A 24,586-nucleotide genomic window follows, 5' to 3' on the forward strand; every position below is an offset into this window, starting at 1 on the left:
CCAGCTGTTACAAATCGAGATTTTCCATAGGACCATTTCTTCCTGTCTCGATCTGTAACACCTAGGCCCAATTTCCATCCCTAGTTGTTACAGATCGAGACATTTCGGCAGCCCCCCTTCACCATCCCATTCAAATAGAACAATTTTGTTAGGCTTGGTTAACTTTTAAGCTTAAAACGGGTATCCTTTGCGGCGTCAAGCAAACGGCACGCACACCGTGCCAGATCAAGGAGGCCCCTATGGCGCACCGAGCAGACCGACAGACAATGCAACTTGTCCTTATCCGTCACGGAGAATCCGAGTGGAACAAACTCAACCTGTTCACCGGCTGGACCGATGTCGAGCTCACCGACACGGGCCGCGAAGAAGCCGCAGCAGGCGGTCGCGCCCTCAAAGAAGCCGGTTTCGACTTTGACGTCTGCTACACCTCGCGTCTCAAGCGCGCAATTCACACCCTCGATATCGTGCTCGGCCAAATGGATCGCGAGTGGCTGCCCGTCATCAAATCCTGGAAGCTCAACGAGCGCCACTACGGTGCGTTGCAGGGTCTCAACAAGGCCGATGCCGCCGCGGAGCACGGCGACGAACAGGTGCTCATCTGGCGCCGCTCCTTCGATATCTGCCCGCCGGCACTCGAGCCGGACGACGCGCGCGACCCCCACACCCAGGAGCAATACCGCGACATCGCGCCCGATCAGCTACCCTATACCGAGTGCCTCAAGGACACGATCGCCCGCGCCTGGCCCTATTTCGAAGACGAGATTCGCCCCCAGATGCTCGCCGGCAAGCGCGTACTCATCGCCGCGCACGGCAACTCCCTGCGCTCACTCGTCATGAAGCTCGAGCACCTCATGCCCGAGGAGATCCTCAAGGTCAACATCCCCACCGGCGTGCCGCTCGTCTACACCTTCGACACCGATTTCAACGTCCTCGACAAGCGCTACATCGGCGACCCGGCGACCATCGCCGCCAAGATCGACGCCGTGGCCAATCAGGGCAAAGCACACAAGTAGCCCCAACCCAAAACCGACGCGTGGCGCCGCACGGCCCAGATGCGACGTCACGCCGCCCATACACAGGAGCGCACCATGCTCAACCATCTCAAACAACACTTTGGTTCCCGGCGCACCGGCGGTCACGGAGGCCTAGACATTGCGCGGCATATCGGCCCCGGGCTGCTCGTGACCGTCGGCTTTATCGACCCGGGCAACTGGGCCTCCAATATGGCCGCGGGCTCGCAGTTTGGCTACGCGCTGCTGTGGATCGTCACGCTGTCCACGATTATGCTCATTGTGCTGCAGCACAACGCGGCGCACCTGGGTATCGCCACGGGCGCCTGCCTTGCCGAGGCCACGACACGTTACCTCCCCCGCTTCGTTGGACGCACGGTACTCGCCAGTGCCTATCTCGCGACCGTCGTCACCGCCATGGCCGAAGTCCTGGGTGGCGCGATTGCCCTTCAAATGCTCTTTGGGCTGCCCGTGCGCGCGGGCTGCGTCATCGTGGCGGCAGTATCGATGGCGATGCTCATGACGAGCTCCTACAAGCGCGCCGAACGCTGGATCATCGCCTTCGTGGGTGTGGTGGGACTCTCGTTTTTAGCAGAGCTCGCGCTGGTCAAAGTCGACTGGCCGCAAGCAACCGCAAGCTGGATCACGCCTAGTATGCCCACTGGCTCTGCCGCGATTATCGTGAGTGTCCTGGGTGCGGTCGTTATGCCACACAACCTTTTTCTGCACTCCGAGGTCATCCAATCCATGCACTTCGAAGGCCAAGGCGAGCAAGTTATCGAAGAACGTCTGCACTACGAGCTCTTCGACACGCTCTTTTCGATGGGCGTGGGCTGGGCAATCAACTCGGCCATGGTCATCCTGGCCGCAACGACCTTCTTTGCGCACGGCATGGTCGTAGACGACCTCGCCGTCGCAGCGGCCACGCTCTCCCCCATCTTGGGCCCGGCGAGCTCGACCATCTTTGCCGTGGCGCTGCTGTTCGCGGGACTATCGAGCAGCGTGACAGCGGGCATGGCGGCGGGGACCATCACTGCGGGCATGTTCGACGAGGAATACGATATCCACGACCGACATTCCTCGATCGGGGTGGCGGCCTGTTTCGTCGGCGCAGTGACGGCGTGCCTGGTCGTCCCAAATCCTTTTGAAGGTCTCATCTGGAGTCAGGCACTGCTGTCGCTTCAGCTACCGATTACGGTCTTTGTGCTCATACGGCTCACCAGTTCACCCCGCGTCATGGGCAAATACGCCAATTCGCGTCCACTCAACGCGCTGCTCGTAGGGATCGGTGCCATCGTGACGATTCTCGATGTCGTGTTGTTGACAGGGATGTAATGGGGCGGGGCACCTACTCAGGCAAACGTCTCGATCTGTAACATCTAGACCCGCTTTCGATGTCTAGATGTTACAGATTGAGATCTTCTGCCGGACGGTTTTGGTTTGTCTCGATATGTAACAAGTGGGCCCAATTTCCACCGTTAGATGTTACAGATTGAGACAAAAGGTCGGTCGGACTCACAACAGACAGGATCGGTCAACAGCAACCGTGATCCCTTGGGGGCGGAGGAAAAGGGCCCCGGCCGAGAATTCGACCGAGGCCCTTGGACAGAGCTATGTTCGGCTTTCGCCGTGTGTCTGCGAGCTACTCCTCGACGAGCTCAAACTGATCGGGACCGACGCCGCACACCGGGCACACATAATCCTCGGGCAGCTCGGGCGTATCGACCTCAACCTCGTAACCGCAAACGACGCACACGAACTTATACGTCTTCTTCTCCTCAGCCATGATCTTCTCCTCTCAAACGCGACTGGTGATGTACTTCATTTATCAGTATAGATTCTCAATAATATAATGCAAGTATTTTTAAAACATTTCTAGCCTTGATACGAGGACGCCTTCGGAGGCGTCTTGCCCTTCAGGACCTTATGGTAGTAATCGTAGGTGAGCGGCGTCTCGTCACTCAAGCGCTCGGCATCCTCGACCTCGCCGATAAACAGTAGATGCGTGCCAACATCCACAGTGTCGATCAAATGGCAGCTAAACAGGGCCGCCGCGTGCTCGGGCACATAGGGCATGCCCAGAGCCGTCTCGCGGGTCTCGTATTTGGCAAACTTGTCATAATCGCTGCTGGTGCGGAACCCAAAGTTACCGATGTAGAGCATGTCGGCGGTCTGATCGATCACGGTCAGCGCGAACGCTTTGGCCGATGCGATGACGCCCGAGGTGACATTGTCCTTGTTCACGGCAACCGAAATGCGCGGCGGCATGGACGTCACCTGCACCGCAGTGTTGATGACGCAGCCGGCGCGCAGCCCGTCTGCCGCGGCGCTCACCACGTACAGACCGCTCGGCATGGTAAAGAACGCAGTTTTGTCCATAACAATCACTCCCCTAACCCGGGTTGGAACCTCATGAATGTATGTACCCACAAAAAAGGCGGCACCCATAACGGACGCCGCCTTTGAGACATATGTGTCAGAACAGTAAGAAAGATGAGACGCCCGCAGTTGCGGTGAAATAGGGACTGAATAGCCCCTCAAACAGGCAAAACAGTCCGTATTCCACCGCAACTTATACAGAGTGCCTAGCGGTTGCGTTCCTTGAGGGCGCGGTCGATCTCGCGTTGGACATCACGCTTGGCCATGTCCTCGCGCTTGTCGTAGAGCTTCTTGCCGCGACCCAGACCCAGCAGCAGCTTTACGCGGCCGTCGGTATTAAAGTAGAGCTCCAACGGCACCAACGCATAGCCGCGGTTGCGCAGCTTGCCGTCGAGAAAATCAATCTCCTTGCGATGCAGCAGCAGACGGCGCCGACGGTCGGGATCGCGATTCCACACGCCACCATGGCTATAAGGGTGGATATGCAGGCCGACGAGCCAGCACTCCCCGCCACGAATCAGCGCGAAGGTATCGGTAATCTGGCACGCGCGCTCGCGAATCGACTTGACCTCGGTACCGCTCAGCTCAATGCCGCACTCAAACGTCTCATCGATAAAGTACTCGTGATGTGCCGAGCGATTTTTGGAAATGAGCTTGCGTTCACGCTTACTGGGCATCGCCGGCCTCCTTGGCGCCATCGGAACCCTTGCCCGTAGCTTCGCGCTTAGCCTTGCGCTCGGCGTTGAGCTCGGCGTCGCTCTCGCGCACCAGTTTGATAATCGCCGCGCAGGCCTCCTCGCCCACCAAGTCGCGAGCATGTACCGTCAGGCGCGTCGCCTCCTGCTTGTCGCCGTCACTTGCAGCATCGGTCGCGCACATAATCAGGCAGATGGCAATCTCGGCCGAAGGCGAGGTCGGCACGCCCTGCAGGGCGAGCTCACCCATCACATGGTCGTCACTCTCGTCCGCGGCATCCGGATAGGCGGTGTGGATCTTGTTGAGCAGGCGCGTCGTATGCGCATCATTGGGCGCCAGGCGCAGCGCCAGACGCGCGCAGCCCACGGCAGCCGAAATGTTCTCGGTCTCGGGCTCCAAGAAGTACTGACCCAAGTTGGTGTAGGCGCGTGCGGCGCACTTACCGTCGCTCGCGCGCTCCAGCACCGAGAACGAGAGCGATGCCCACTCCTGTTTGTCCTCGAGTGCACGGAACAGCTCGGCCAGGTCCAGGCGATAGTTGCAGTTCATGGGATCCCAACGCACGGCCTGCATCAGAGCATTCCGAGCACTCACATAATCCTGCTGGCGGATGTAGGCAAACGCCATGTCGGAGTACAGGCGGTCAAAGGGAACCTCGACCTGCACCAGCTCGCGCGGATCCTTCTCCACGCGGCGATAGGCCAGGCGCTCAAACTTGCTGTCGAAGCTAAAGTACTGGCGCTTCTCCTCCGTCTTGCACTCAGCGTCGATATACTCCTCGGCGAGCTCCACCAGACGCTCCAGCAGCGGCGTCGCCGTAGCCAGGTCTCCCTGCGCCAGATAGTTCTCGGCATACGTGATGTCTTCCAAGCTGATAGGCAGGTCCATGACAACTCCTCGGTCCGGGCGGCAGACTCAACGCGCGCCTTAAATATCGGTCAATACACAAAACCCGGGTCTCTTACGAGGCCCGGGCGTTCAATTTTGGTAGCCCGTACCAGATTCGAACTGGTGATCTCCGCCTTGAGAGGGCGGCGTCCTAAACCGCTAGACGAACGGGCCATATGTAGCAAATGCAATGGCTGGGATGGAGGGAGTCGAACCCCCATTGACGGAACCAGAATCCGCTGTCCTGCCATTAGACGACATCCCAATGACTGCATCGCTGCGCTCGGCTGTGCCTTTGCGCAAGAAAGAAATATACGGGAAGTCCGGCCGTGACGCAAGCCCCAATTTTGACTTTTTTGAAATTCAGTCAAATACGGCCGACACGTGAAGGACCTGTGAAGCGCCAGCGACACGTACGGCGCCAAAGCCCGTAAAACATCCCGCATCTACCGCTGGTAGATTACAACAATGCAGCACTCACGGCTGATGGCACAATCGAACCGTCATCATTGCACGGATATCGAGGCGCCATGGACGAAGAGCTTGATTACCTATGGGAGACCCTGGGCCTCGAGATCACTGCTGACCTTTGGCCCGAACGGGACAAAATCCATCCCACTCTGCGCCCCGCCATCACGGTGATGCAGGCAAAATACCGCCGTGCATCCTTTTTGATCATGCGGATGTCATGGCACGCGGGACTCCCCGACCTTAAGCGAATCCAGGCAAGCCTCGTCGAGCTGTCCGGTATGCCGACTGTCATATCCGAGGCGCACCTGGAGCAGCGCCAGCGCGAGCGACTGCAACAGCAGCGGATTCCCTTTATCTGCCCCGGCGTTCAGGCATATCTGCCCTTTATGGACGAGGAGTACTGGAGCGGCAAGCCCAACAAGCACGTAAAGGTCTACGATCCGCACGAATGGGCGCAGCTGGAGGACTGACTGGGGCAAGCCTGCCGGCGGAAAGTGCGTCCCAGATTTCAAGCTCAAACTGGTCCCCACTTTCCCATCGAGCCCTCAACCGGAAACCGTATCCCGTAATCGAAGCTCAAAACGGGTCGCGCTTTCCGCAGCCGCTACAGCAACGCCTCGACCCAAGCCGATTCCCTAAAGCCGGGAATCGCAAAGTCGTCGCCCACCAACAGCGGACGCTTGACCAGCATGCCGTCGGTCGCCAGCAGCTCGTAGCACTCCCGATCCGTCATGCCCGCATCTAGACGCGCCTTCAGGCCCAGCTCTCGATATTTCATGCCCGACGAATTAAAGAAGCGCCGCACCGGCAGTCCCGAACGAGCAATCCAGGTCGCAAGCTCATCAGCCGTGGGATTGTCCAAAACGATATCGCGGTCGATATACTCAACCCCGTATTCGTCCAGCCATGCCTTGGCCTTCTTACAGGTCGAGCACTTGGGATATTCAATAAACAGTACGGTCATGGGAATCCTCCGAATATAGATCGGCCAACGCAGGCACACGCCACACGAGGCGCCTTCGCATGATGGGCCAATTGTAGCCCACGGGTCACACGCTAAACGAACCGTACCCCGAATCCGCGTTTGATGAACGGCAGCAGCTCCATTGCCTCGGGCGTGATATGACCCGCAACGTTCATGCGCTCGTCACCGGGAAGATCGACCCGCGCAATCTCAAGCTCGCCTTCGTAGCGCCCATAGCCGCTATTGCTCACAGCGATCGACCCCGTCTTTCGTGACAGGCCGGCACCGGCATCCATCGGCACGGAATCCGGCTTAAGCGTCGTACGCGACTCCTGAGACCTAAAGATGAGGACGCTCGAGTCGGGCCGGTCATGATGAATCTGTCCGCGCACATAGGCATAACCGGGCTCAAGCTCGCATTGCAAGTCCACGTATCCGGCGGAAACTTGAGCAAACTGCGCCCAGCCCGCATCGGAAAGATCGGGGTCGCCGACCAACACAATGTCGCAATCGGCGCCATGTGCAAGCTCAAGCATGTTGAGGGCAACCTTAGACGCGCGACCGCGCTGCGCCTCAACCGTCGGCAGTCCCTCGAATACCGGCCCGCGAACGTTAGCATCACCCGGCACAAAAGCCATGATTTCGAATCCAAGCGCCGCAAGACGAAGATTCACCCGAGCAATGTCCTCCAGAGCTAAACCGGTATAAGGCTTGGGGTAAAAATTGTGGCAGGCGGCAAAACGAGTCACATCGGCACCGGCCTCACGCCACGATGCGATTTCATCAGAACTCACCGTCGATGCATTGACCACAATGCGAAATACACCGGACAGCTCCGCGACCCGCTGGGCGCTAAAGCCATAGTCCAAACGAAGGTATTCCAACCCCAGATCGCGCAGGTCCTCGATACGCTCAAGCCCGAGCAAATCGCACGTGCGCGGTCCCACATCGGCAATGAGCGCAATGCCGTGGGCGGAAAGCAGCGACAGTACATGACGGACCTTATCGGCATACGCCGCTCCCCCATCCTCGGGAATATGCAGCGAGGTGAACGCATAGCGTGCACCCGCCGCGGCGCCACGCTCAATCGTCCGCTCAATATCCTGCAGAGGGCTGGAAAGATAAATCGAAATACCCGTTTTCACGCTTCAACGCTCCTTTAAAAAAGGCCGGCGGAGCAGTTAGCCCCGCCGGCACAACCATAGCATCAAGAAATCTGCCGCGCGCCGCGAGCTCTGAGCAACACGGCTCGCGATATCAAACTACTCGCCAAAGAACTCGTTGATCTTCTGCTCGTCGACGCCAAAGAACCACGTCAGGACAAAGCCGGCGGCATAGGCAAGCAGCATAGCGGCAACGTAGCCGAGCTGCTGGCCAGGAACGACGATCAGCAGGCCAAACAGACCGGAAACGCCCTGAGAAACCGTGCCGATGTGAAGCAGCGCCGCGAGCGCGCCACCAAATCCGGCACCCAGGCAGGCCGTCACAAACGGACGAACGAGCGGCAGCGTAACAGCATACATCAGAGGCTCGCCCACACCCAGGATTCCAACGGGAATGGACTCTGCGACGTACTTCTTGAGCTTGGCGTTCTTGGTCTTAAAGTACAGCGCCAAACCGGCACCGACCTGGCCGCCGCCAGCCATCATAAGGATGGGAAGCAGGTAATTGATACCCTTGGTAGCGCCGTCGGGATCGTTGAGCATAGCGTGGATCGGCGTGAGCGCCTGATGCAGGCCGACGGACACCAGCGGCAAGAAGCCTGCCGACAGGATATAGCCGCCCAGGACGCCCAGCTTCTCGAAGATAAAGGTCAAAACGCTAAAGATGGCAGTCGTCAGCCATGCGCCAACCGGCTGGATGACGAGCATCAGAGCAAAGGCACCGATGATGAGCACCAGCAGCGGGGACAGGAACGTGTCGAGTGCGTTGGGCATAACCTTGCGAATCTGACGCTCCATCCAGGCAAAAAATGCACCAGCGATAAGAGCCGCGATCATGCCGCCCGCTGCGGGGTTGTACTGCGCATTGGTGAGCGGCAGCAAAATGGCAGTGGCAGGATCAGCCGCGCCAGGCGCAAGCAGGGGCATGGCACTGTTGGCGATACACATCATGCCGGCGATGCCGCCCAGCGCAGCGGATCCACCAAACTCACGTGCCGCGTTATAGCCCACCAAGATGGGCAGATAGGCAAACAGGGCCCAGCCCATGGAACGAATGCCCTGGTACCACCACTCGCCCGCAAGCGCGCCTGCCGTCGAGACGTTAATGACGTTGCAGATACCGTTGATGAGGCCAGCCGCAATGATGCCGGGAAGCAGGGCGACGAAGACATTGGAAATCTTCTTGAGGAAGGCCTGAACCGGCTTGGACTCGTACTTTGCCTTCTGCGCGGCCTTGTTTGTGGCCGCAGCGTCAACCACGCTCTCGTCAGCAACGCCTTTCGCAAGGCCGGTGAGCTTGGAGAACTCCTCGAGCACCTTATTCACCTTGCCCGGACCCAGCACGATCTGCATCGTGTCGTCCTCGACCAAGCCCATCACGCCGTCGAGTGCCTTAATACCCTCCGTGTCGACGTTGCCCGTGTCTTTGACGGTCACGCGCAGGCGCGTCATGCACGCCGCGTTTGCCAACACGTTGTCTTTGCCGCCCAAAAGGTCCAGCAGCTTTTGAGCCAGCTCTTTGTTCGTCATAACTCCTCCTTGTATTGGGTATCTCGTCTGGATGTCATATCAGCTCACGCCGCGCACCTATTGGGCATCGGCATTGCTCTTCTCATGGCCACTCACCGCAGCACGGACATGGCCTCTCGCTCGCTCAAGAGCTACCGCAGCCTGCTCGGCATCACAGCCCAGCAGTACCGAGACAATAGCGGTTTTTACGTGGCCGCCGGCATCTGCAAGCGCCTGAATAGCGCGCTCGCGCGTGCAGCCGGTCGCCTCCATCACGATGTTCTGGCCGCGCACCACCAACTTCTCGTTCGTCTGCTGCACATCGACCATCAGGTTTTGGTATACCTTGCCGATCTTGACCATGGCACCGGTCGAAATCATGTTGAGAATGAGCTTTTGAACCGTTCCCGCCTTGAGCCTCGTTGAGCCGGTCAGCACCTCGGGACCGGGCACGGGTTCAATGGCAAGATCTGCGCTCTCCCCGATCTTCGACCCTTGGTTGCAGGCAATTGCAATGGTCTTGCACCCAGTTGCCTTGGCGTACACAAGGCCGCCCACCACATAGGGAGTACGACCGCTTGCCGCCAGGCCAACGACAAGATCCCTGTCCGAGAGTCCACGCTCCCGCAGGTCGCTCGCGCCAAGCTCCTCGCTGTCTTCGGCACCTTCGACAGCCTTGATAAACGCCGTCTCGCCTCCGGCAATGAGCCCGACAATCAGATCGGGTGACACGCCAAACGTGGGCGGACACTCCGAAGCGTCGAGTACACCCAGACGACCGCTGGTGCCTGCGCCCATGTAAAAGACGCGCCCGCCGCGCTCGAGTGCCTCAGCAGCCCAGTCGATTGCTGTGGCAACCTGGGGCAACACCTTCGTGACCGACTGGACGGCACGAAGATCCTCATCGTTCATCGTCGTGACGATTTGCAGCGATGTCATCGTATCGAGGTCCATTGAACTTTGATTACGCTGTTCGGTCGTGAATTTTGTTAAATCGAGCATTTCATTCACCTCATCTTTCCTGTTTCTCGATGTAGTTTTGCTTAATGACATGCGTCGCCCGTTCGTAGTCGCTGGCAACGTAAGCAGCGTACAGGGCATCGACAACCATAAGCTGGGCCATACGCGAAGCCATGGCACCGCTGCGGACCAAGGGTTCACTCGCAGCGACGCCGAGCACGGCATCGGCCACGGTGGCAAGCTTGGATGATCCATCTACTTTGGTAACGGCCACAACGGGACAGTTGTGACGTTGAGCCTCGGCGGTGCAGTCCAGCACCTCTTGCGTCAAGCCCGAGTAGCTAAAGGCGATTGCCATATCGCCCTCATGCATGTTCTTGGCACACAAGAGCTGATCATGCCAGTCGTCGTACAGATGGCACTCCTTGTCGACACGCATGAGCTTTTGCGCCAGATCGTGCGCGACCAAACGAGAGGCACCGATACCGAACAGATTGACCGCGCGTGCCCGCTTAAGATAGGCCGCACATCGCTCCAAGACGGTGTAATCGAGCGTTCGCGCCGTCGCTTCGATCGTGCACACGTTGCTTTTCATCACCTTCCCCACGATACGTTCGACGCTGTCATCCATGGAGATGTCCTCGAGGGCTACGTCTTTCTTGTCACCTAAGAGCGCCAGCTCGGCAATCAGTTCGCGCTGGAACTCCTTGTAGCCCGCAAAACCCAAACGCTTGCAAAAGCGCAAAATGCTCGAGGGCGAGGAGAACGTGGCATCGGCAAGACCGCGGACGGACAGCCCGACCACCTCGTGCGGATGAGCGCTCACATATGCGATGACATTGCGTTCCGCCGGGCTCGCGCTGAGCTCACGCTCGCGAAGCCGCAAAAGCAATCCGTTTGCCATCTCAAACACCTCCGTTGAGAAGAATTAAAGACCAACGAACGATTCGTACCGGATACAAACAGCTTTTACGGTACATTGTGCCGCATCGTGGCGCACAAAGGACGAGCGTTCTACCGCTCGCCCCTCAAATCCGACCGCTCGGAAATACGCGCGACACAAAATAATTCAACAAGGTCGCATGATCAGAAACGGGTTTGTTACCGGCTAGCGCCTCGCATGGGCGCCGATGGGGCGCGTCTCGTGGTGCACCCATGCGGAGACCAGCAATACCAACAGCATCGCGGTGACATAGCCCGCAGCATCGAATCCTAAATCGATAACGTCGAAATGCCTGCCGGGAACAAAGATCTTATGTACCTGATCGCCAACGGAGCAGACGGCGCAAAAGAGCAACACGGGCACGCAACGGGAGCAAACGCTCCACGGACGCCTGGAAAAGCAAACCACGGCCACCGAGGCGAACAATCCGACGAAGAAAAACTCTACGGTATGGGCAACGCGACGGACGTTCGTGCCCACCCACATGCGAATGGAAGCAAGTCGGCCAGACCGGACATTCGAGGCAGCCGAATCGATGCCCCCGGTCATCCCGTTCTCGGTCTGAGCTTCACCCGTGGCATCGGCAGCCTGAACGCCCGTAGCCTGACCCTCCACCACGCGCGCGGTGGACTCGCTCAGCAACGACGTCTCCACCGCATTTTGCTCCGTCAGCACCCAGATGCCCGCCAGCGTTGCAGCGAACAGAATGATCGCGGTCCATCCGATTATTTGTTTTACGCGCGCCAAGGGCCTACCTCCTTTTTTGAATATCAGCGAGTGTAGCCCCAAATGACATCGTCACCGTATCAAAATTTGAATCGCAACAGGAAGCGACAAAGCGACGCAAACCCCTACCCCGCCTCGCGCATCCAGCGATCGAACGTCCCCACGCACACGCCCAGGCACTTTGCTGCCTGGCTGCGGGTAATATCGCCCGCCTCATAGCTATCGCGCACCAGCTCAAACTGAGGAGGGCACGGCTTGCGAGGTCGACCGAAACGGACCCCTCGCGCCCGCGCCGCTGCAATTCCCTCCGCTTGGCGCCGATGGATATTCTCGCGCTCCACCTGCGCCACGTAGCTCAGCAGTTGCAGCACAATATCGGCAATCAGGGTATTAGTCACATCCGGCGTGCCGCTTGCCCTGGCGCGCGTGTCAAGCAATGGCATGTCCAACACCACAATGGCAACCCCGAGCTCCTTGGTAATGCGACGCCATTCCTCAAGAATCTCGGAGTAATTACGACCAAGTCGGTCGATAGAAAGCACCACCAGCACGTCCCCGTCTCCCAGGACGTGCAGCAGCTCGCGATAGCGCGGTCGATCGAAGTCCTTGCCGCTCGCATGGTCGGCATAAATATTCGCCGAGCCCACGCCATAGGCGCCCAGCGCATCCAGCTGCCGATTAAGATTCTGATCGCGCGAACTCACCCGCGCATAACCATACACCGTCGCCATCTCATCCCCGCTTTCTTGTAAACCTGCCAAAAAGGGACAGGTTTATTTTGGTAGGTTTTACCTCTCGAATAGCAGGTAAGCGGGCGGCCGAGCAGACGGCAAGGTAGCCATGATCCAAATGCGGAGGGCGGCCCCGAAAGACCGCCCTCCGCTCTCCCGCCATGAGTCGAGATTTGGCTAATGGATAAGCTTAAAGTCCAAGTGCCCACGCGTGGTTTTGACGCGCGAGACCTCGATAATCACGCGCTGACCCAGTTCATAGCGAGTCCCCGTGTCGGCACCTGCGAGCGTGAGCGCATCCTCGTCGAACTCGAACCACTCGTTGCCCAGGCTCTTGATCGAAACCAAGCCTTCGACCTGCGTCAGGTCCAAGCGCACAAAGAGGCCCATGCTGCTAACCCACGAGACGGTTCCGGCATAGCGCTCGCCCAGACGGTCCTCATAGTACTGGGCAATCTTGATCTTTTGCGTCGCATGGCTAGCGGCATCTGCCGCGCGCTCGGCATCGCTGCATGCGCGGCAGATCTGCGGCAGAATGCGCGGCAGCGACTCGCGCCCCTTGCCGATCAGCCGCGGCGTACGGACCAGGGCGTCCTTGCCGCCGAGCTGCTCATAGGCCAACTGCAGTTTGAGCACGCGGTGCACCACCAGATCGGGGTAGCGACGGATGGGACTCGTAAAGTGACAGTAGCACGGCGCGGCGAGCGCAAAGTGGCCCTCGTTGCGCGGCTTGTACAGTGCGCGCTGCATACTGCGCAGAAGCAGCGTGTTGACGAGCGGTGCGTTGGCCGTACCGGCGGCAGCATCAACTGCAGCCTGTAGCTCATCGGGACTCCCCAGGGCGATACCGGCAGCACGGCGATCGTCGATGATGCCTAGCTGCGCCAGCGCAACTGCGGCACCGTGCAGGCTATCGGGGCTCGGATCCTCATGCACGCGATAGCAGGCCTCGATATCACGGTCTGCCAGCCACTCTGCAACGCACTCGTTGGCGAGTAGCATGGCTTCCTCGATAAGCGACGTGGCACACGAACGCTCGCGCGCCACAATCTGCACGGGTACTCCGTCCTCATCCAATAGAGCGCGAATCTCGGCCGTGTCAAAATCGACTGAGCCGCGGGCACGACGAATACGACGGCGAAGTTCGGCGAGTTCGTTGGCGGCGACAAGGAAATCGCCGAGGTCGACGTTATAGCCGCGAGCAGTTTCCTCGCACGCAAGACCGCGCTCAAGCGCCTCCTCGCGCGAGGCCTCAGCAGCCGCAACATCCTCAGCGGCGCCTTCCAGCACCGAATACTCAACCGCGCCGGCACGCACCAGCAGCGCCTCGGCGCCGTCATAGTCCATACGCACACGCGAGCGAATCACGCTGGGGTAAGGATCGTAATGCCGCACGCGACCCTGCGCATCGAGCTCAATGTCAACGGTAAACGCAAGACGGTCCTCGTCAGGGCGAAGCGAGCATAGGTCACAGGACAGGCGTTCGGGCAGCATGGGAAGCACGCGATCGGCCAGATACACCGATGTCGTACGATGGCGAGCCTCAAGATCGATATGCCCGTCCCAAGCCACATAGTGAGAAACGTCAGCGATATGCACACCCAGCTTGTAGCCACCCTCGGGCGTGCGCTCAAGCGAAATGGCATCGTCAAAGTCGCGCGCGTCGACCGGGTCGATCGTGATGACAAAGCGGTCGCGCAGATCGCGGCGGAGCGGGTCCTTAAGCGCCGCGGACACATCGAGCGAAAGCCCCTCGGCCTCGTCCAGCGCGGCCTCGGGATAGCTATCGGTATAGCCGTAACGCGCCATCACGTATTGAACGCCCAAATCGGGCGCGTCATCTCCGCCAATGCGGCGTTCGATCGTCACGGTGCCCGATTCCAGGCGCGTCGGGTAGGTCAAAATGCGCGCGACAACGGCATCACCCGGGTGGACGCCCAGACGATCCGCCGAGGTATCCTCGGGCAGAATGAAGAAGTCGGCCTTCAGGCGCGAATCGAGCGGCTCGATCACACCGAGCGGACCAGCGGTCTGGTACGTACCCACCACGCTTATGGCTGCGCGCTCAACCACGCCTTCGATCACGGCGCGCCGCTCACCGTGCGGGCTGTTCTTAATGCTCACGGCAACGGTATCGCCATCCATGATCTCGCGCTTACCGCGGCCCATAACCTTGTAGTCGCCGCTCTCGGTTATGACATAGGCGCCATGCTCATGGAGCTGCACGCGCCCGGTCAGGCTCGGACGGCGTTCGCTGCGCACCGGCCCACGCTTATTGCGAGCACCGCGCTTATGCTTGTTATTGCGCCCCATGGCGCCTCCTTGCTATCGATGACGAACTCCAAAGAGTCTACCCAAATGATTCGCTTTCCTGCCGTCCCCTAGAGATCAAAAAACGGGCCGCCCCATAAGAGACGACCCGTTGGAAGGGATGAATTCCAGACATGCCTACACGCGCAGGTAGCGGCGCATGGCTATGGCAGAACCAAAGAGACCGATAATCACGCCGACCAGAATCAGCGCAGCATAGGTCACCAGGTAGTACTGCATCGGCAGGGCAAACGACATCCAGCCGATGCTCTCCTGCAAACGCGGAATCATCAGATTGCGCAGCAGCTCCAGAACGCCGATGGAAAGCAGCGAGCCCAAAATGGCCTGCAGTACGCCCTCGGTGATAAACGGACCACGAATGAAGCCGTTGCTGGCGCCGACCAGACGCATAATCGCAATCTCACGACGACGCGCCGTGATGGACAGGCGAATCGTGTTGTTGATGAAGATGAATGCGATAAAGGTCAGAAGGCCAACGAGCACCACGGCGGCGATGCGAATGTAGTTGGTCACCTGGAACAGGCGGCTCACTTCCTCCTGGCCATACAGTACGCTCGCGTTGACGTCGCCGTCGTCCGCGATCTTTTGGAAGTCGGCATTCTTCTTGAGCTTCTTGGCCGTGCTCTCGACCTGAGACGGATCGTCCATCTCAATCGCAAACGAAGCCGGCAGCGGGTTCTGGCCATCGAGCGCGCTCATGGTGGCGTCGGCGTTGCCCGACATCTTGCTCGTATACTCGGCCAGCGCGTCGTCCTTGTCCTTATAGGTCACGGACTTGACGTTATTCCATGTCTTAAGCTCGGCCTCAAAAGCCTGAACATCAGCCTGATCGGCGTCATCGCTAATGAACGCGTTGATGACAACCTGATCCTCGACGGTGCCGATCACGGAGTTCAGCATCGCGGAGCCCATGATGAACAGGCCGATGATAAACAGCGAAAGGAAGATCGTGATGACGGCGCCGAGCGAGGTAGTCCAGTTACGGAAGAAGTGGCTGATTGCCTCTTTGAAGGAGTAGCCCACGTTAGTTGGTGCCATAGTTGCCGTAACCTCCCCTCTCCTGGTCGCGGATAACGTGGCCGCCCTCGAGGGCGATCACGCGACGGTGCATGCTATCGACCATCTCGCGGTCGTGCGTGGCGACGATCACGGTGGTGCCGGTGCGGTTAATACGCTCGAGCAGCTTCATGATGCCCAGCGAGATCGCCGGGTCGAGGTTACCCGTGGGCTCGTCGCAGATCAGCAGCGGCGGACGGTTGACCATAGCGCGGGCGACGGCAACGCGCTGCTGCTCGCCACCGGAAAGCTGGTCGGGCAGCGAGTCCATCTGATCGGCCAGACCGACCAGACGCAGCACCTCGGGCACCTGGCTGCGAATGACGCCCTTGGGCTTGCCGATGCACTGCAGGGCAAACGCCACGTTTTCGTAGGCGGTCTTTTGCGGCAGAAGCTTAAAGTCCTGGAACACAGCGCCAATCTGGCGGCGCAGGAACGGAACCTTGCGGTTCTTGATCTTCATGAGGTCCTGACCGGCAACCAGGATGCGACCGCTCGTCGGCTTGACGTCGCGGTTGAGCGTCGACAGCAGCGTGGTCTTACCCGAGCCGGAGTGACCGACCAGGAAGACGAACTCGCCCGGATAGATCTCGATGTTGATGTCGTCGAGTGCAGGCTTGTTGGGCTGTGCCGGATAGATCTTGGTGACATGCTCCATAAGGATGACGGGCTCGACACCGGCCTGCTTGGCCATCTTCTTGCGGCTGGCCTGCGGATCGATGGGCGCAAACACCGACGTAAAATCGGGGTTGTTGAGCGCGTTATCGAGGCTTGCGACCTCGGCGGCCTGATCGCTCTCGACCACCGGGGCAGCAGGCTGCGTGGGATCGGGAATAGCGGCAAAGAGACCGGACTGCGCAGGCTGAGGAACCGGCGTCGCAGGGGCCATGGGGTCGGGAATGCCGGCCATGGTAGGCTGCGGCGTGGCGGCGCCAGCCTGAGGCTGCTCCACGCGAGCGGTCACGGCCTGAACGGGCTCAAAACCCGCCGTGCCGGAAAGCGCGACATCGCTGGTGGGATTGTAGGCAAAGGGATCGGATGCCGGCTGTGCCTGATCTGCCGGCTGAGCGGGGGCCTGAGCAACAGGCTGGCCCTCTGAATCCGGAGTGGCGAAACGGCTGCCCTGGACGCCTGTCTGCGTCTTGGGGGCATCATCGCCCGCACCGGAGGTACGGAAGTGGTTACCCACTGGTGCTCCTTATCGTCGTGCGTTTAAACTACATGAGCGCTTTGTATTTTAGCAGCATTAGCTTTGCTGCACATAAGAAGCATGGCGGGGTTTGGGTCTCACCGGCCGGGCGCAGGGTTACCTCCCAAATCGTCCTCGCGCATGGCCGGCATTTGTCCTGCTCCTGCGGAGCTGCGGACAAACGCCGGCCTGCGCTGCGGAAAGATTTGGGAGGTAACCCTGCGCCCGGCCTGCGGCTACTATGGGGCCGACGCACCAACTTGAGATGCTGCGCATACAAAGTTGGAAGGGTCTGAATTGCACTTTGTTGGGATGGGCCCGTTTCCCCATGGGAACTTTGCTTGGCAGGACTCTAATTTAAATTCAGCATAAACAGGGGCGCCCTCTTTGAGGACGCCCCTGTTCTGGCTTGTTTGCGGTTGTCGAAGCGATGCTTTGCCTCGTCTTGCCCTAGGCCAAGAACTCCTTGGTGGTCGCCACGATGTTGGCGGCGTCCAGGCCGTACTTGTGCAGGAGCTCGGCACCCGGGCCAGACTCGCCGAAGGTGTCGTTGACGCCGATCTTCTTGAGCGGCGTCGGGCACTGCTCGCACAGGACGTCGGCAACGGCGCTGCCCAGGCCACCGATCACGGAGTGCTCCTCGACGGTCACGACGTGGCCGGTCTTGGTGGCGCTCTTGACGATCAGATCGGCATCGATGGGCTTGATGGTGTGCATGTTGATGACCTCGGCGTCGATGCCCTCGGCAACGAGCTGCTCGGCGGCCTCGAGAGCCTCGCCGACCATCAGGCCGCAGGCGATGATGGTCACATCGGCGCCCTCGCGCATGACAATGCCCTTACCCAACTCGAACTTGTAGGTCTCGGGGTCGTTGATAACCGGCGAGGCCAAACGGGCGAAGCGCATGTACACCGGACCGTCGCACTCGTAGGCGGCGCGCGTCACGGCGCGGGCCTCCACGTCGTCGGCGGGAACAATTACGGTCATGCCGGGGATGACGCGCATGAGGGCGATATCCTCGCAGCACTGGTGCGTGGCGCCGTCCTCGCCCACCGAGATGCCGGCGTGCGTGGCACCGATCTTAACGTTGAGGTGCGGGTAGCCGATGGAGTTGCGGACCTGCTCAAAGGCGCGACCGGCAGCGAACATGGCAAAGGTACTCGCGAAGGCAACACGACCAGTGGTCGCGATACCGGCGGCGACGCCCATCAGGTTGCTCTCGGCGATACCCACGTCGAAGAAGCGGTCGGGGCAAGCGGCCTTAAACTTACCGGTCTGCGTGGCGGCGGCCAGGTCGGCGTCGAGGACCACAAAGTCATCGTGCTCGTTGGCGAGCTCGACGAGGGCCTCGCCGTAGCTTACACGCGTGGCGATTTTCTTGACGTCTGCCATCCTAGAGCTCCTCTCCGGCGGCCGTGAGCTCTGCCATGGCCTGCTCAAACTGTTCATCGTTGGGGGCCTTGCCGTGCCAACCAACCTGGTTCTCCATAAAGGACACGCCCTTGCCCTTTGTGGTCTCGGCGATAATGGCGGTCGGCTGCCCCTTGGTGGCGCGAGCCTCGGCAAAGGCGGCGCGGATCTGGTCGAAGTCGTTGCCGTCGGCGAGCTCAACCACGTGGAACTTGAACGCGCGGAACTTGTCGGCGAGCGGCATGGGGTCGTTGACCTCCTCGACGGGACCGTCAATCTGAAGGCCGTTGTGGTCGACGATCACGCAGAGGTTATCGAGATGCTGGTTGCCGGCAAACATGGCGGCCTCCCAGACCTGGCCCTCCTCGCTCTCGCCATCACCCAGCAGGGCGTACGTGCGATAAGTATCGCCCCAGTGCTTGGCGGCAACGGCCATGCCCACGGCGGCGGAAATGCCCTGGCCGAGCGAGCCGGTGGACATGTCGACGCCCGGGGTGTCGTTCATGTTGGGGTGACCCTGCAGGTGGCTGCCGATGTGGCGCAGCGTCTCAAGATCCTCCTTGGGGAAGAACCCGCGCTCGGCGAGCACGGCGTACAGGCCCGGAGCGCAATGGCCCTTGGAGAGCACAAAACGGTCGCGATCGGCCTTGCGGGGATCGGACGGGTCGACGTTCATTTCCTCAAAGTACAGATAGGTCATGATGTCGGCAGCACCGAGCGAACCGCCCGGATGGCCGGACTTGGCAGCGTGCACGCCGGTGACGATGCCCTTCCTTACCTCGTTGGCAACCTTTTTGAGCTCTTCGTCGCTCATTGTGCCTTCCTTTCATCCTCTTTAGACAAGATGCGCACGGCACCGAAGGTAATCCCAACACAGCCGCAATGCACGTACGTCATTCATTATGCTGGAAACTGATGGCTTTACCAGAGTTTTTATCATTATTTGAACAATTTAGCAGGCAGAACCGCTGATGAAACGGTTTATCAATGTGAACGTCTTTTGGATGGAACGCGGTCGCCCCTACGCGCTAATGTCCTTGAATCCCTCGCCGAAGGCTTCCGTAACGTCAGCGACCGTCACAATGGCGTGAGGATCGCGCTCGCGCACGATCGTCTTAAGGGTATTGAGCTCTCGACGGCTCACGATGACCATGATCACCGGCTTCTCGGCACCCGAATACATGCCAGTCGCCTTAAACTTGGTACAACCACGACCCAGGCCATACATAATATCGGCAGCGATATCAGGGAACTTGTCCGAGATGATGAGTACCATACGACGCTTGTTGCCGCCATCGACCACGGCATCGATCACGTAGCCGCTAATGACCATCGAAAGGCCTGCATATAGTGCATTTTCGATTGAAAAGACCGGAGCCGACAGCGCACATACGGCAACATCGATCGCCATGACGGTCGAGCCCACGGGCAGCGAGGTATTACGCGAGATGATTTGGCCAATCGTGTCCGAGCCGCCGGTGTTGGCGCCGGCGCGCAGCACCATGCCATAACCGATGCCCGTGATGATGCCGCCCCACATAGCGGGCAGCATCAGATCGGCATGTGCCAGCGGCGCCACAAACGGAGCGAACAGGTCGGTGAAAAAGCCCAGCAGCACAAAGCCTGTCGCCGTCTGCACCACGTAGAACATGCCGCCCTCGCGCATAACGACCAGCAGCAGCAAGGCGTTCATCACGATCGTCTGAATACCAACGGGAAGCGATAGACCGCGCGATGCGCCGACCGCCTGGATAATGGTGGCAAGGCCCGTAACGCCACCGGCAGCAAGGCCGTTAGGAATCAAAAACAGGTCGGTCGCAATAGCGGCCAGAGCGCACCCCAACATAATCTGGGGCAGGTCGTGAAAGAAGTTCATCGAAAGAATGCGCTTAATGTCCAGACGATATGCCATGCTGCCTCCCTCAAAAAAGCGCACCCCATCGGATGCGCTTTGAACTTCTTCTTGTATTCGATTCTACCGATTCGCCGGACAAAAACCACCCCTGCGCAGGGTTTATTCCGAATACAAACCCGTCCAACCGTTGGGCTTAGCATCGGCTTGAAGCCGCCCGATGTTTTAGATCTCCGAGCCTTCTACATCGGCGTTGCCGGTAGTCCAACGGTGATAGCCAATCACAAACGGATCCAAATCGCCATCGTCAAGAACGGCCTCGACGTTGCTGGTCTCCACACCCGAGCGCAGATCCTTGACCATCTGGTACGGGTAGAGCACGTAGCTGCGAATCTGGTTGCCAAAACCGATCGTGGTTTTGGGTCCGCGAATCTCATCGAGCGCCTCGGCGCGCTTCTCGAGCTCAATCTCGTACAGGCGAGCCTTGAGGATCTGCATGCACGCGGCCTTGTTCTGGATCTGGCTGCGCTCGTTTTGGCAGGTAACCACAATGCCACTGGGAAAATGCGTCACGCGCACGGCGGAGTCGGTGGTGTTAACGCCCTGACCGCCCGGGCCGCTCGCGTGGTACACGTCCACGCGGATGTCATCGGGACTGATCTCGATGTCGATATCATCGGGTAGCACGGGGATGACCTCGACGCCAGCGAACGTGGTCTGGCGGCGCTTCTTGTCGTCGGTGGGGCTAATTCGTACCAGGCGGTGCACACCGGCCTCGGCGCGCAGCATGCCAAATGCGTCCTTGCCCTCGACGGTAAAGGTCGCGCGGTCGATGCCGATGACCTCAGCAGCGGGGCAGTCGTTAATCGTGACCTTCCAGCCGCGACGCTGGCAGTACTTCATGTACATCTTAAAGAGCATGAAGGTCCAGTCCTGGGCCTCCAGACCACCCTGTCCGGGCTTGATGGTCACAATGGCATCGCCGTGATCGAACTCACCGGTAAACCAGCTCGAAAGCTCAAGCTCATCGATGGCACGGGCCAGGCGCTCAGCCGTGGCTGTAGCCTCCTCGCGAAGGGCGGCGGCATCGGGGTCATCCCCCATCTCCTCGGCAAGCTCCAGCGCGGCGCGGGCATCGGAAAGCTCGCCGCGCGCGTTGTCCACGGCGGCGATATCTTCCTTGGTGCGCGCGATTTCCTCCATGGTGGCACGGGCGGCGTCGGCATCATCCCAAAAGCCGGGGGCCACGCTTTTGGCCTCGAGCTCGGTCACGCGCGTGCGCTTTTCGTCCAAGTGGAGATACGACTCGACCTCGCCGAGCCGGTCCGCAAACGCGTCCAGCTCGGCGGGCGTTACCTCTAAAGCCTCAGCCATTAACGATTCCTGCCGTGGCAGTACTTAAACTTCTTGCCGCTACCGCAGGGGCACGGGTCGTTGCGGCCCACGTTGACGTACGGATCGTCGCTCTCGGACTTGCGATAGGTGGTCACCTTGCCACCGTTGTTGACGGCAGCCGGACCACCCTGGACAGCCGTGCGGGCCTGCACCTGCGCCTGCTTGCGCAGCACCGAGTCGCCGTTGTCGCCATCGACCTCGGCAGGACCGGAGAAGCGCGCACCCTCGAGCGTGGGCTCTTCCTTGTGCTCCACGGCACGCGGGGCAGCCTTGATCTCGATGCGCAGAACCGTGCGCAGGTAATCCTCGTACATGGTGTCGACGAGGATCTGGAACGCGCCGTAGGCCTCAGTCTTGTACTCGACCAGCGGGTCGCGCTGGCCAAAGCCGCGCAGGCCAATGCCGGTCTTGAGGTAGTCCATCTCCTGCAGGTAGTTCATCCAGCGGGTATCGATGACGCGCAGCATGACCTGGGTGTTGAGCTCGCGCATCAGGTCCTCGCCCAAGCGCTCGGCCTTCATGTTGTAGCACTTCTCTACGTAAGCCAGGACATCGGCAGCCAGGGCCTCATAATCCTCGTCGGGGAACTTGGGCGTATCGATGTGGCCGGTGAGCTCCACAACCCACTTGCGCAGGCCCTCCAGGTCGCGCTCGCCATCGTGACTGTCCTTGGTGCAGAACTCCTGCACGCAGCGGTAGACGGTATCGTGCATGACCTCGGTGATGTGGTCGGTCAGATCCTTGCCGTCCAGAATCTTATTGCGCTCGGCGTAGATGACCTGGCGCTGCTTGTTCATGACGTCGTCGTACTCAAGGACGCTCTTACGCATGGAGAAGTTGATGCTCTCGACCTTGTGCTGGGCGCTCTCGACGGCCTTGGAGATGATCTTGTGCTGGATGGGCATGTCGTCGCCCATGTCGGCCGTGACCATCATCTTGGAGACGCGGTCCATCTTGTCGCCGCCGAACAGGCGCATGAGGTCGTCCTCGAGCGACAGGTAGAACTGGGTCTCGCCCGGATCGCCCTGACGGCCGGAACGGCCACGCAGCTGGTTGTCGATGCGGCGGGACTCATGGCGCTCGGTGCCGATAACGGTCAGGCCGCCGGCGGCAAGCACGCGCTCGCGCTCGGCCTTGCAGGTCTCCTTGGCTTCGGCGTTAAACTGCTCGAGCTGCTCGGGCGTCACGTCCTCCATGGTCAGGCCCTCGTACTCCAGGCGCTCGCGCACCAGCTCGTCGGGGTTGCCGCCCAGCAGGATGTCGGTACCACGACCGGCCATGTTGGTGGCGATGGTCACAGCGCCGTAGCGTCCGGCCTGGGCAACGATATGAGCCTCGCGCTCGTGATGTTTAGCGTTGAGGACCTCGTGCGCGATACCGCGCTTGGTAAGGGCGGCGGACAGCTTCTCGGAGCTCTCGATGGAGACGGTGCCCACCAGGACCGGCTGGCCCTTGGCGTGACGCTGCTCGACATCGTCGGCGACGGCATTGTACTTGGCCTGGATGGTGCGGTACACCAGGTCCTCGTGGTCCACGCGCTGCACAGGCTTGTTGGAGGGGATGACCTCGACGGGCAGCTTGTAGATCTCGCGGAACTCGGCATCCTCGGTAAGTGCCGTACCGGTCATGCCGGAGAGCTTGTCATACAGACGGAAGTAGTTCTGCAGGGTGATGGTGGCCAGCGTCTGGTTCTCCTCGCGTACGAGCACGCCCTCTTTGGCCTCGATGGCCTGGTGCAGGCCCTCGGAGTAACGGCGGCCTTCCATAATGCGGCCGGTGAACTCGTCGACGATCTTGACCTCGCCGTTGGTGACCACGTACTGCTTGTCGCGGTGGAACATGTACTGGGCCTTCAGCGCCTGCTGCAGGTGGTTGACCAGCTGGCCGGAGAGATCGGCATAGATGTCATCGATACCCAGGCGGCGCTCGATCTTCTTAAGGCCGCGCTCGGTGGCGGCAATGGTGTGCTTGGCCTCGTCCATGACATAGTCGCCCGTGGGCTCGACGTCCTCGGTGGCGGTGAGCATGTCGTGCGACACGTCCTCGCCGCGCTCAAGGCCACGCACGGCACGCGCGAAGTCCTTGTAGGTACTGGCGGACTTGGTGCCAGCGCCCGAGATGATCAGCGGGGTGCGGGCCTCATCGATCAGGATGGAGTCAACCTCGTCGACGATGGCGTAGTTGTGGCCGCGCTGCACGCGCTGCTCGGGACGGGTAACCATGTTGTCGCGCAGGTAATCAAAGCCGAACTCGGAGTTGGTGCCGTAGGTGACGTCGGCCTGGTAGGCCGGGCGCTTGAGCTCGAGTGGCATGTTGTTCTGGAGCAGACCGACGGTCATGCCCAGGTACTTATAGATGCGGCCCATCCACTCGGAGTCGCGCTTGGCAAGGTAATCATTGACAGTAACGACGTGCACGCCCTTGCCGGCAATAGCGTTGAGATAGCCAGCCAACGTGGAGACGAGGGTCTTACCTTCGCCGGTCTTCATCTCGGCGATGTGGCCCTCGTGCAGTGCCATGGCGCCAATGAGCTGCACGTCAAAGTGGCGCATACCCATGGTGCGCTTGGAAGCCTCACGCACGGTGGCAAAGGCCTCGGGGAGCATGTCGTCAAGCGACTCGCCGTTGGCGTAACGCTCGCGGAACTTATCGGTCTGGCCGCGGAGTTCCTCCTCGGTCATCTTCTCAAACTGGGGCTCAAGACCGTTGATCTGGTCGACGATCTTGTAGTAGCGCTTAAGGTCCTTATCGGATCCAAAGGACAGCAGCTTTGACATGAATCCCATGTGGTTTTCCTTTTTGGCCATCGCCCACGCCGTGCAGCTGCGGGCGAGTTAAACACAGATGATTGTACTTTAGCCAAACAAGGCGCGGCCTATGCGGTCGACCTCGACCGCCACGTAATAACTATGA

22 protein-coding genes and 2 tRNA genes are annotated in these 24,586 nt (G+C 60.0%); 3 read left to right on the top strand and 21 right to left on the bottom strand.

Translation table 11 applies throughout. The features are described from left to right. Positions 1 to 266: 266 nt before the first annotated feature. Both gpmA and DW892_RS00475 read left to right on the top strand, forming a co-directional pair. The gene (gpmA, locus tag DW892_RS00470) at positions 267 to 1,013 is read left to right on the top strand and encodes a 2,3-diphosphoglycerate-dependent phosphoglycerate mutase (RefSeq protein WP_187364961.1); all 747 of its coding nucleotides are present in this window, start codon (positions 267 to 269) and stop codon (positions 1,011 to 1,013) included. A gap of 75 nt (positions 1,014 to 1,088) precedes the next feature. Further along, a complete protein-coding gene (locus tag DW892_RS00475) occupies positions 1,089 to 2,345 on the top strand; it encodes an Nramp family divalent metal transporter (RefSeq protein ID WP_117764961.1) in 1,257 nt (418 codons plus the stop codon). Between the two features lie 307 nt (positions 2,346 to 2,652). Here DW892_RS00475 and DW892_RS00480 read toward each other — a convergent pair whose 3' ends face one another. From DW892_RS00480 to DW892_RS00505, 6 genes are all read right to left on the bottom strand, one after another. After that, positions 2,653 to 2,796 (bottom strand): rubredoxin-like domain-containing protein, encoded by a 144-nt coding sequence (locus tag DW892_RS00480; protein WP_055251878.1) that lies wholly within the window; start codon positions 2,794 to 2,796, stop codon positions 2,653 to 2,655. Between the two features lie 89 nt (positions 2,797 to 2,885). Continuing rightward, positions 2,886 to 3,389, bottom strand: coding sequence for a flavin reductase family protein (locus tag DW892_RS00485; RefSeq protein WP_055251877.1), 504 nt, complete (start codon positions 3,387 to 3,389; stop codon positions 2,886 to 2,888). Between the two features lie 206 nt (positions 3,390 to 3,595). Further along, entirely contained in the window at positions 3,596 to 4,066 is a 471-nt protein-coding gene (gene smpB / locus DW892_RS00490; RefSeq protein ID WP_006235325.1) for an SsrA-binding protein SmpB, read from the bottom strand. Continuing rightward, the gene (locus DW892_RS00495) at positions 4,056 to 4,973 is read right to left on the bottom strand and encodes a hypothetical protein (protein ID WP_117764963.1); all 918 of its coding nucleotides are present in this window, start codon (positions 4,971 to 4,973) and stop codon (positions 4,056 to 4,058) included. Before DW892_RS00495 ends, smpB begins: the two co-directional genes overlap by 11 nt. A gap of 97 nt (positions 4,974 to 5,070) precedes the next feature. Further along, a tRNA-Glu gene (locus DW892_RS00500) sits at positions 5,071 to 5,147 on the bottom strand. A gap of 17 nt (positions 5,148 to 5,164) precedes the next feature. Next, a tRNA-Gln gene (locus tag DW892_RS00505) sits at positions 5,165 to 5,238 on the bottom strand. 265 nt (positions 5,239 to 5,503) lie between these two features. Between DW892_RS00505 and DW892_RS00510 the strand changes: the two genes are divergently transcribed. Beyond that, positions 5,504 to 5,914, top strand: a complete 411-nt coding sequence (locus DW892_RS00510) for a hypothetical protein (RefSeq protein ID WP_117564211.1) — start codon at positions 5,504 to 5,506, stop codon at positions 5,912 to 5,914. Positions 5,915 to 6,048: 134 nt separating this feature from the next. Here DW892_RS00510 and DW892_RS00515 read toward each other — a convergent pair whose 3' ends face one another. The 15 genes from DW892_RS00515 to secA all read right to left on the bottom strand — a co-directional run bounded on the left by DW892_RS00515 (position 6,049) and on the right by secA (position 24,459). Next, a complete protein-coding gene (locus DW892_RS00515; RefSeq protein WP_117764965.1) occupies positions 6,049 to 6,408 on the bottom strand; it encodes an arsenate reductase family protein in 360 nt (119 codons plus the stop codon). A gap of 92 nt (positions 6,409 to 6,500) precedes the next feature. Then, positions 6,501 to 7,553, bottom strand: coding sequence for a MupG family TIM beta-alpha barrel fold protein (locus DW892_RS00520; protein ID WP_117764967.1), 1,053 nt, complete (start codon positions 7,551 to 7,553; stop codon positions 6,501 to 6,503). A 117-nt stretch (positions 7,554 to 7,670) separates the two neighbouring features. Beyond that, positions 7,671 to 9,101: a PTS transporter subunit EIIC gene (locus DW892_RS00525; protein ID WP_035137407.1), complete on the bottom strand. Its 1,431-nt coding sequence runs from the start codon at positions 9,099 to 9,101 to the stop codon at positions 7,671 to 7,673. Between the two features lie 57 nt (positions 9,102 to 9,158). Next, complete coding sequence (gene murQ / locus DW892_RS00530; protein ID WP_117655744.1) at positions 9,159 to 10,082, bottom strand: N-acetylmuramic acid 6-phosphate etherase; 924 nt, start codon at positions 10,080 to 10,082, stop codon at positions 9,159 to 9,161. Between the two features lie 10 nt (positions 10,083 to 10,092). Beyond that, complete coding sequence (locus DW892_RS00535) at positions 10,093 to 10,944, bottom strand: MurR/RpiR family transcriptional regulator (RefSeq protein WP_117764969.1); 852 nt, start codon at positions 10,942 to 10,944, stop codon at positions 10,093 to 10,095. Between the two features lie 204 nt (positions 10,945 to 11,148). After that, entirely contained in the window at positions 11,149 to 11,730 is a 582-nt protein-coding gene (locus DW892_RS00540) for a VanZ family protein (protein WP_158566981.1), read from the bottom strand. Positions 11,731 to 11,834: 104 nt separating this feature from the next. Next, entirely contained in the window at positions 11,835 to 12,440 is a 606-nt protein-coding gene (locus DW892_RS00545) for a recombinase family protein (RefSeq protein ID WP_089572227.1), read from the bottom strand. Between the two features lie 177 nt (positions 12,441 to 12,617). Further along, the gene (locus tag DW892_RS00550; RefSeq protein ID WP_117764971.1) at positions 12,618 to 14,753 is read right to left on the bottom strand and encodes a ribonuclease R family protein; all 2,136 of its coding nucleotides are present in this window, start codon (positions 14,751 to 14,753) and stop codon (positions 12,618 to 12,620) included. A gap of 135 nt (positions 14,754 to 14,888) precedes the next feature. Continuing rightward, positions 14,889 to 15,809 carry a permease-like cell division protein FtsX gene (gene ftsX / locus DW892_RS00555; RefSeq protein ID WP_035137414.1) on the bottom strand — a complete coding sequence of 307 codons (921 nt, stop codon included), beginning with the start codon at positions 15,807 to 15,809 and terminating at the stop codon, positions 14,889 to 14,891. Then, entirely contained in the window at positions 15,796 to 17,016 is a 1,221-nt protein-coding gene (gene ftsE, locus DW892_RS00560) for a cell division ATP-binding protein FtsE (RefSeq protein WP_117583023.1), read from the bottom strand. The genes ftsX and ftsE overlap by 14 nt, the downstream gene beginning before the upstream one ends. Before the next feature lie 450 nt (positions 17,017 to 17,466). Then, positions 17,467 to 18,408 carry a transketolase family protein gene (locus DW892_RS00565; protein ID WP_117764973.1) on the bottom strand — a complete coding sequence of 314 codons (942 nt, stop codon included), beginning with the start codon at positions 18,406 to 18,408 and terminating at the stop codon, positions 17,467 to 17,469. A gap of 1 nt (position 18,409) precedes the next feature. Next, the gene (locus DW892_RS00570; protein WP_117764975.1) at positions 18,410 to 19,240 is read right to left on the bottom strand and encodes a transketolase; all 831 of its coding nucleotides are present in this window, start codon (positions 19,238 to 19,240) and stop codon (positions 18,410 to 18,412) included. Between the two features lie 207 nt (positions 19,241 to 19,447). Next, positions 19,448 to 20,338, bottom strand: coding sequence for a YitT family protein (locus DW892_RS00575; RefSeq protein ID WP_117564199.1), 891 nt, complete (start codon positions 20,336 to 20,338; stop codon positions 19,448 to 19,450). Between the two features lie 165 nt (positions 20,339 to 20,503). After that, entirely contained in the window at positions 20,504 to 21,652 is a 1,149-nt protein-coding gene (prfB, locus tag DW892_RS00580) for a peptide chain release factor 2 (RefSeq protein WP_117764977.1), read from the bottom strand. Then, positions 21,652 to 24,459, bottom strand: a complete 2,808-nt coding sequence (secA, locus tag DW892_RS00585; protein WP_117764979.1) for a preprotein translocase subunit SecA — start codon at positions 24,457 to 24,459, stop codon at positions 21,652 to 21,654. Before secA ends, prfB begins: the two co-directional genes overlap by 1 nt. Between the last annotated feature and the right edge of the window lie 127 nt (positions 24,460 to 24,586).

This window comes from Collinsella sp. AM40-7AC (assembly GCF_003468125.1).
GTDB lineage: Bacteria > Actinomycetota > Coriobacteriia > Coriobacteriales > Coriobacteriaceae > Collinsella > Collinsella aerofaciens_O.

Bases quoted from the DNA above. Each gene is read 5' to 3' on its own strand.
- gpmA (WP_187364961.1), top strand. From the start codon at position 267: ATGCAACTTGTCCTTATCCGTCACGGAGAATCCGAGTGGAACAAACTC.
- DW892_RS00485 (WP_055251877.1), bottom strand. From the start codon at position 3,389: ATGGACAAAACTGCGTTCTTTACCATGCCGAGCGGTCTGTACGTGGTG.
- DW892_RS00550 (WP_117764971.1), bottom strand. From the start codon at position 14,753: ATGGGGCGCAATAACAAGCATAAGCGCGGTGCTCGCAATAAGCGTGGG.
- prfB (WP_117764977.1), bottom strand. From the start codon at position 21,652: ATGGCTGAGGCTTTAGAGGTAACGCCCGCCGAGCTGGACGCGTTTGCG.
- DW892_RS00570 (WP_117764975.1), bottom strand. From the start codon at position 19,240: ATGAGCGACGAAGAGCTCAAAAAGGTTGCCAACGAGGTAAGGAAGGGC.
- ftsX (WP_035137414.1), bottom strand. From the start codon at position 15,809: ATGGCACCAACTAACGTGGGCTACTCCTTCAAAGAGGCAATCAGCCAC.
- DW892_RS00515 (WP_117764965.1), bottom strand. From the start codon at position 6,408: ATGACCGTACTGTTTATTGAATATCCCAAGTGCTCGACCTGTAAGAAG.
- DW892_RS00480 (WP_055251878.1), bottom strand. From the start codon at position 2,796: ATGGCTGAGGAGAAGAAGACGTATAAGTTCGTGTGCGTCGTTTGCGGT.
- DW892_RS00495 (WP_117764963.1), bottom strand. From the start codon at position 4,973: ATGGACCTGCCTATCAGCTTGGAAGACATCACGTATGCCGAGAACTAT.
- DW892_RS00475 (WP_117764961.1), top strand. From the start codon at position 1,089: ATGCTCAACCATCTCAAACAACACTTTGGTTCCCGGCGCACCGGCGGT.
- DW892_RS00545 (WP_089572227.1), bottom strand. From the start codon at position 12,440: ATGGCGACGGTGTATGGTTATGCGCGGGTGAGTTCGCGCGATCAGAAT.
- DW892_RS00525 (WP_035137407.1), bottom strand. From the start codon at position 9,101: ATGACGAACAAAGAGCTGGCTCAAAAGCTGCTGGACCTTTTGGGCGGC.
- DW892_RS00565 (WP_117764973.1), bottom strand. From the start codon at position 18,408: ATGGCAGACGTCAAGAAAATCGCCACGCGTGTAAGCTACGGCGAGGCC.
- murQ (WP_117655744.1), bottom strand. From the start codon at position 10,082: ATGCTCGATTTAACAAAATTCACGACCGAACAGCGTAATCAAAGTTCA.
- DW892_RS00535 (WP_117764969.1), bottom strand. From the start codon at position 10,944: ATGGCAAACGGATTGCTTTTGCGGCTTCGCGAGCGTGAGCTCAGCGCG.
- secA (WP_117764979.1), bottom strand. From the start codon at position 24,459: ATGGGATTCATGTCAAAGCTGCTGTCCTTTGGATCCGATAAGGACCTT.
- DW892_RS00510 (WP_117564211.1), top strand. From the start codon at position 5,504: ATGGACGAAGAGCTTGATTACCTATGGGAGACCCTGGGCCTCGAGATC.
- DW892_RS00575 (WP_117564199.1), bottom strand. From the start codon at position 20,338: ATGGCATATCGTCTGGACATTAAGCGCATTCTTTCGATGAACTTCTTT.
- smpB (WP_006235325.1), bottom strand. From the start codon at position 4,066: ATGCCCAGTAAGCGTGAACGCAAGCTCATTTCCAAAAATCGCTCGGCA.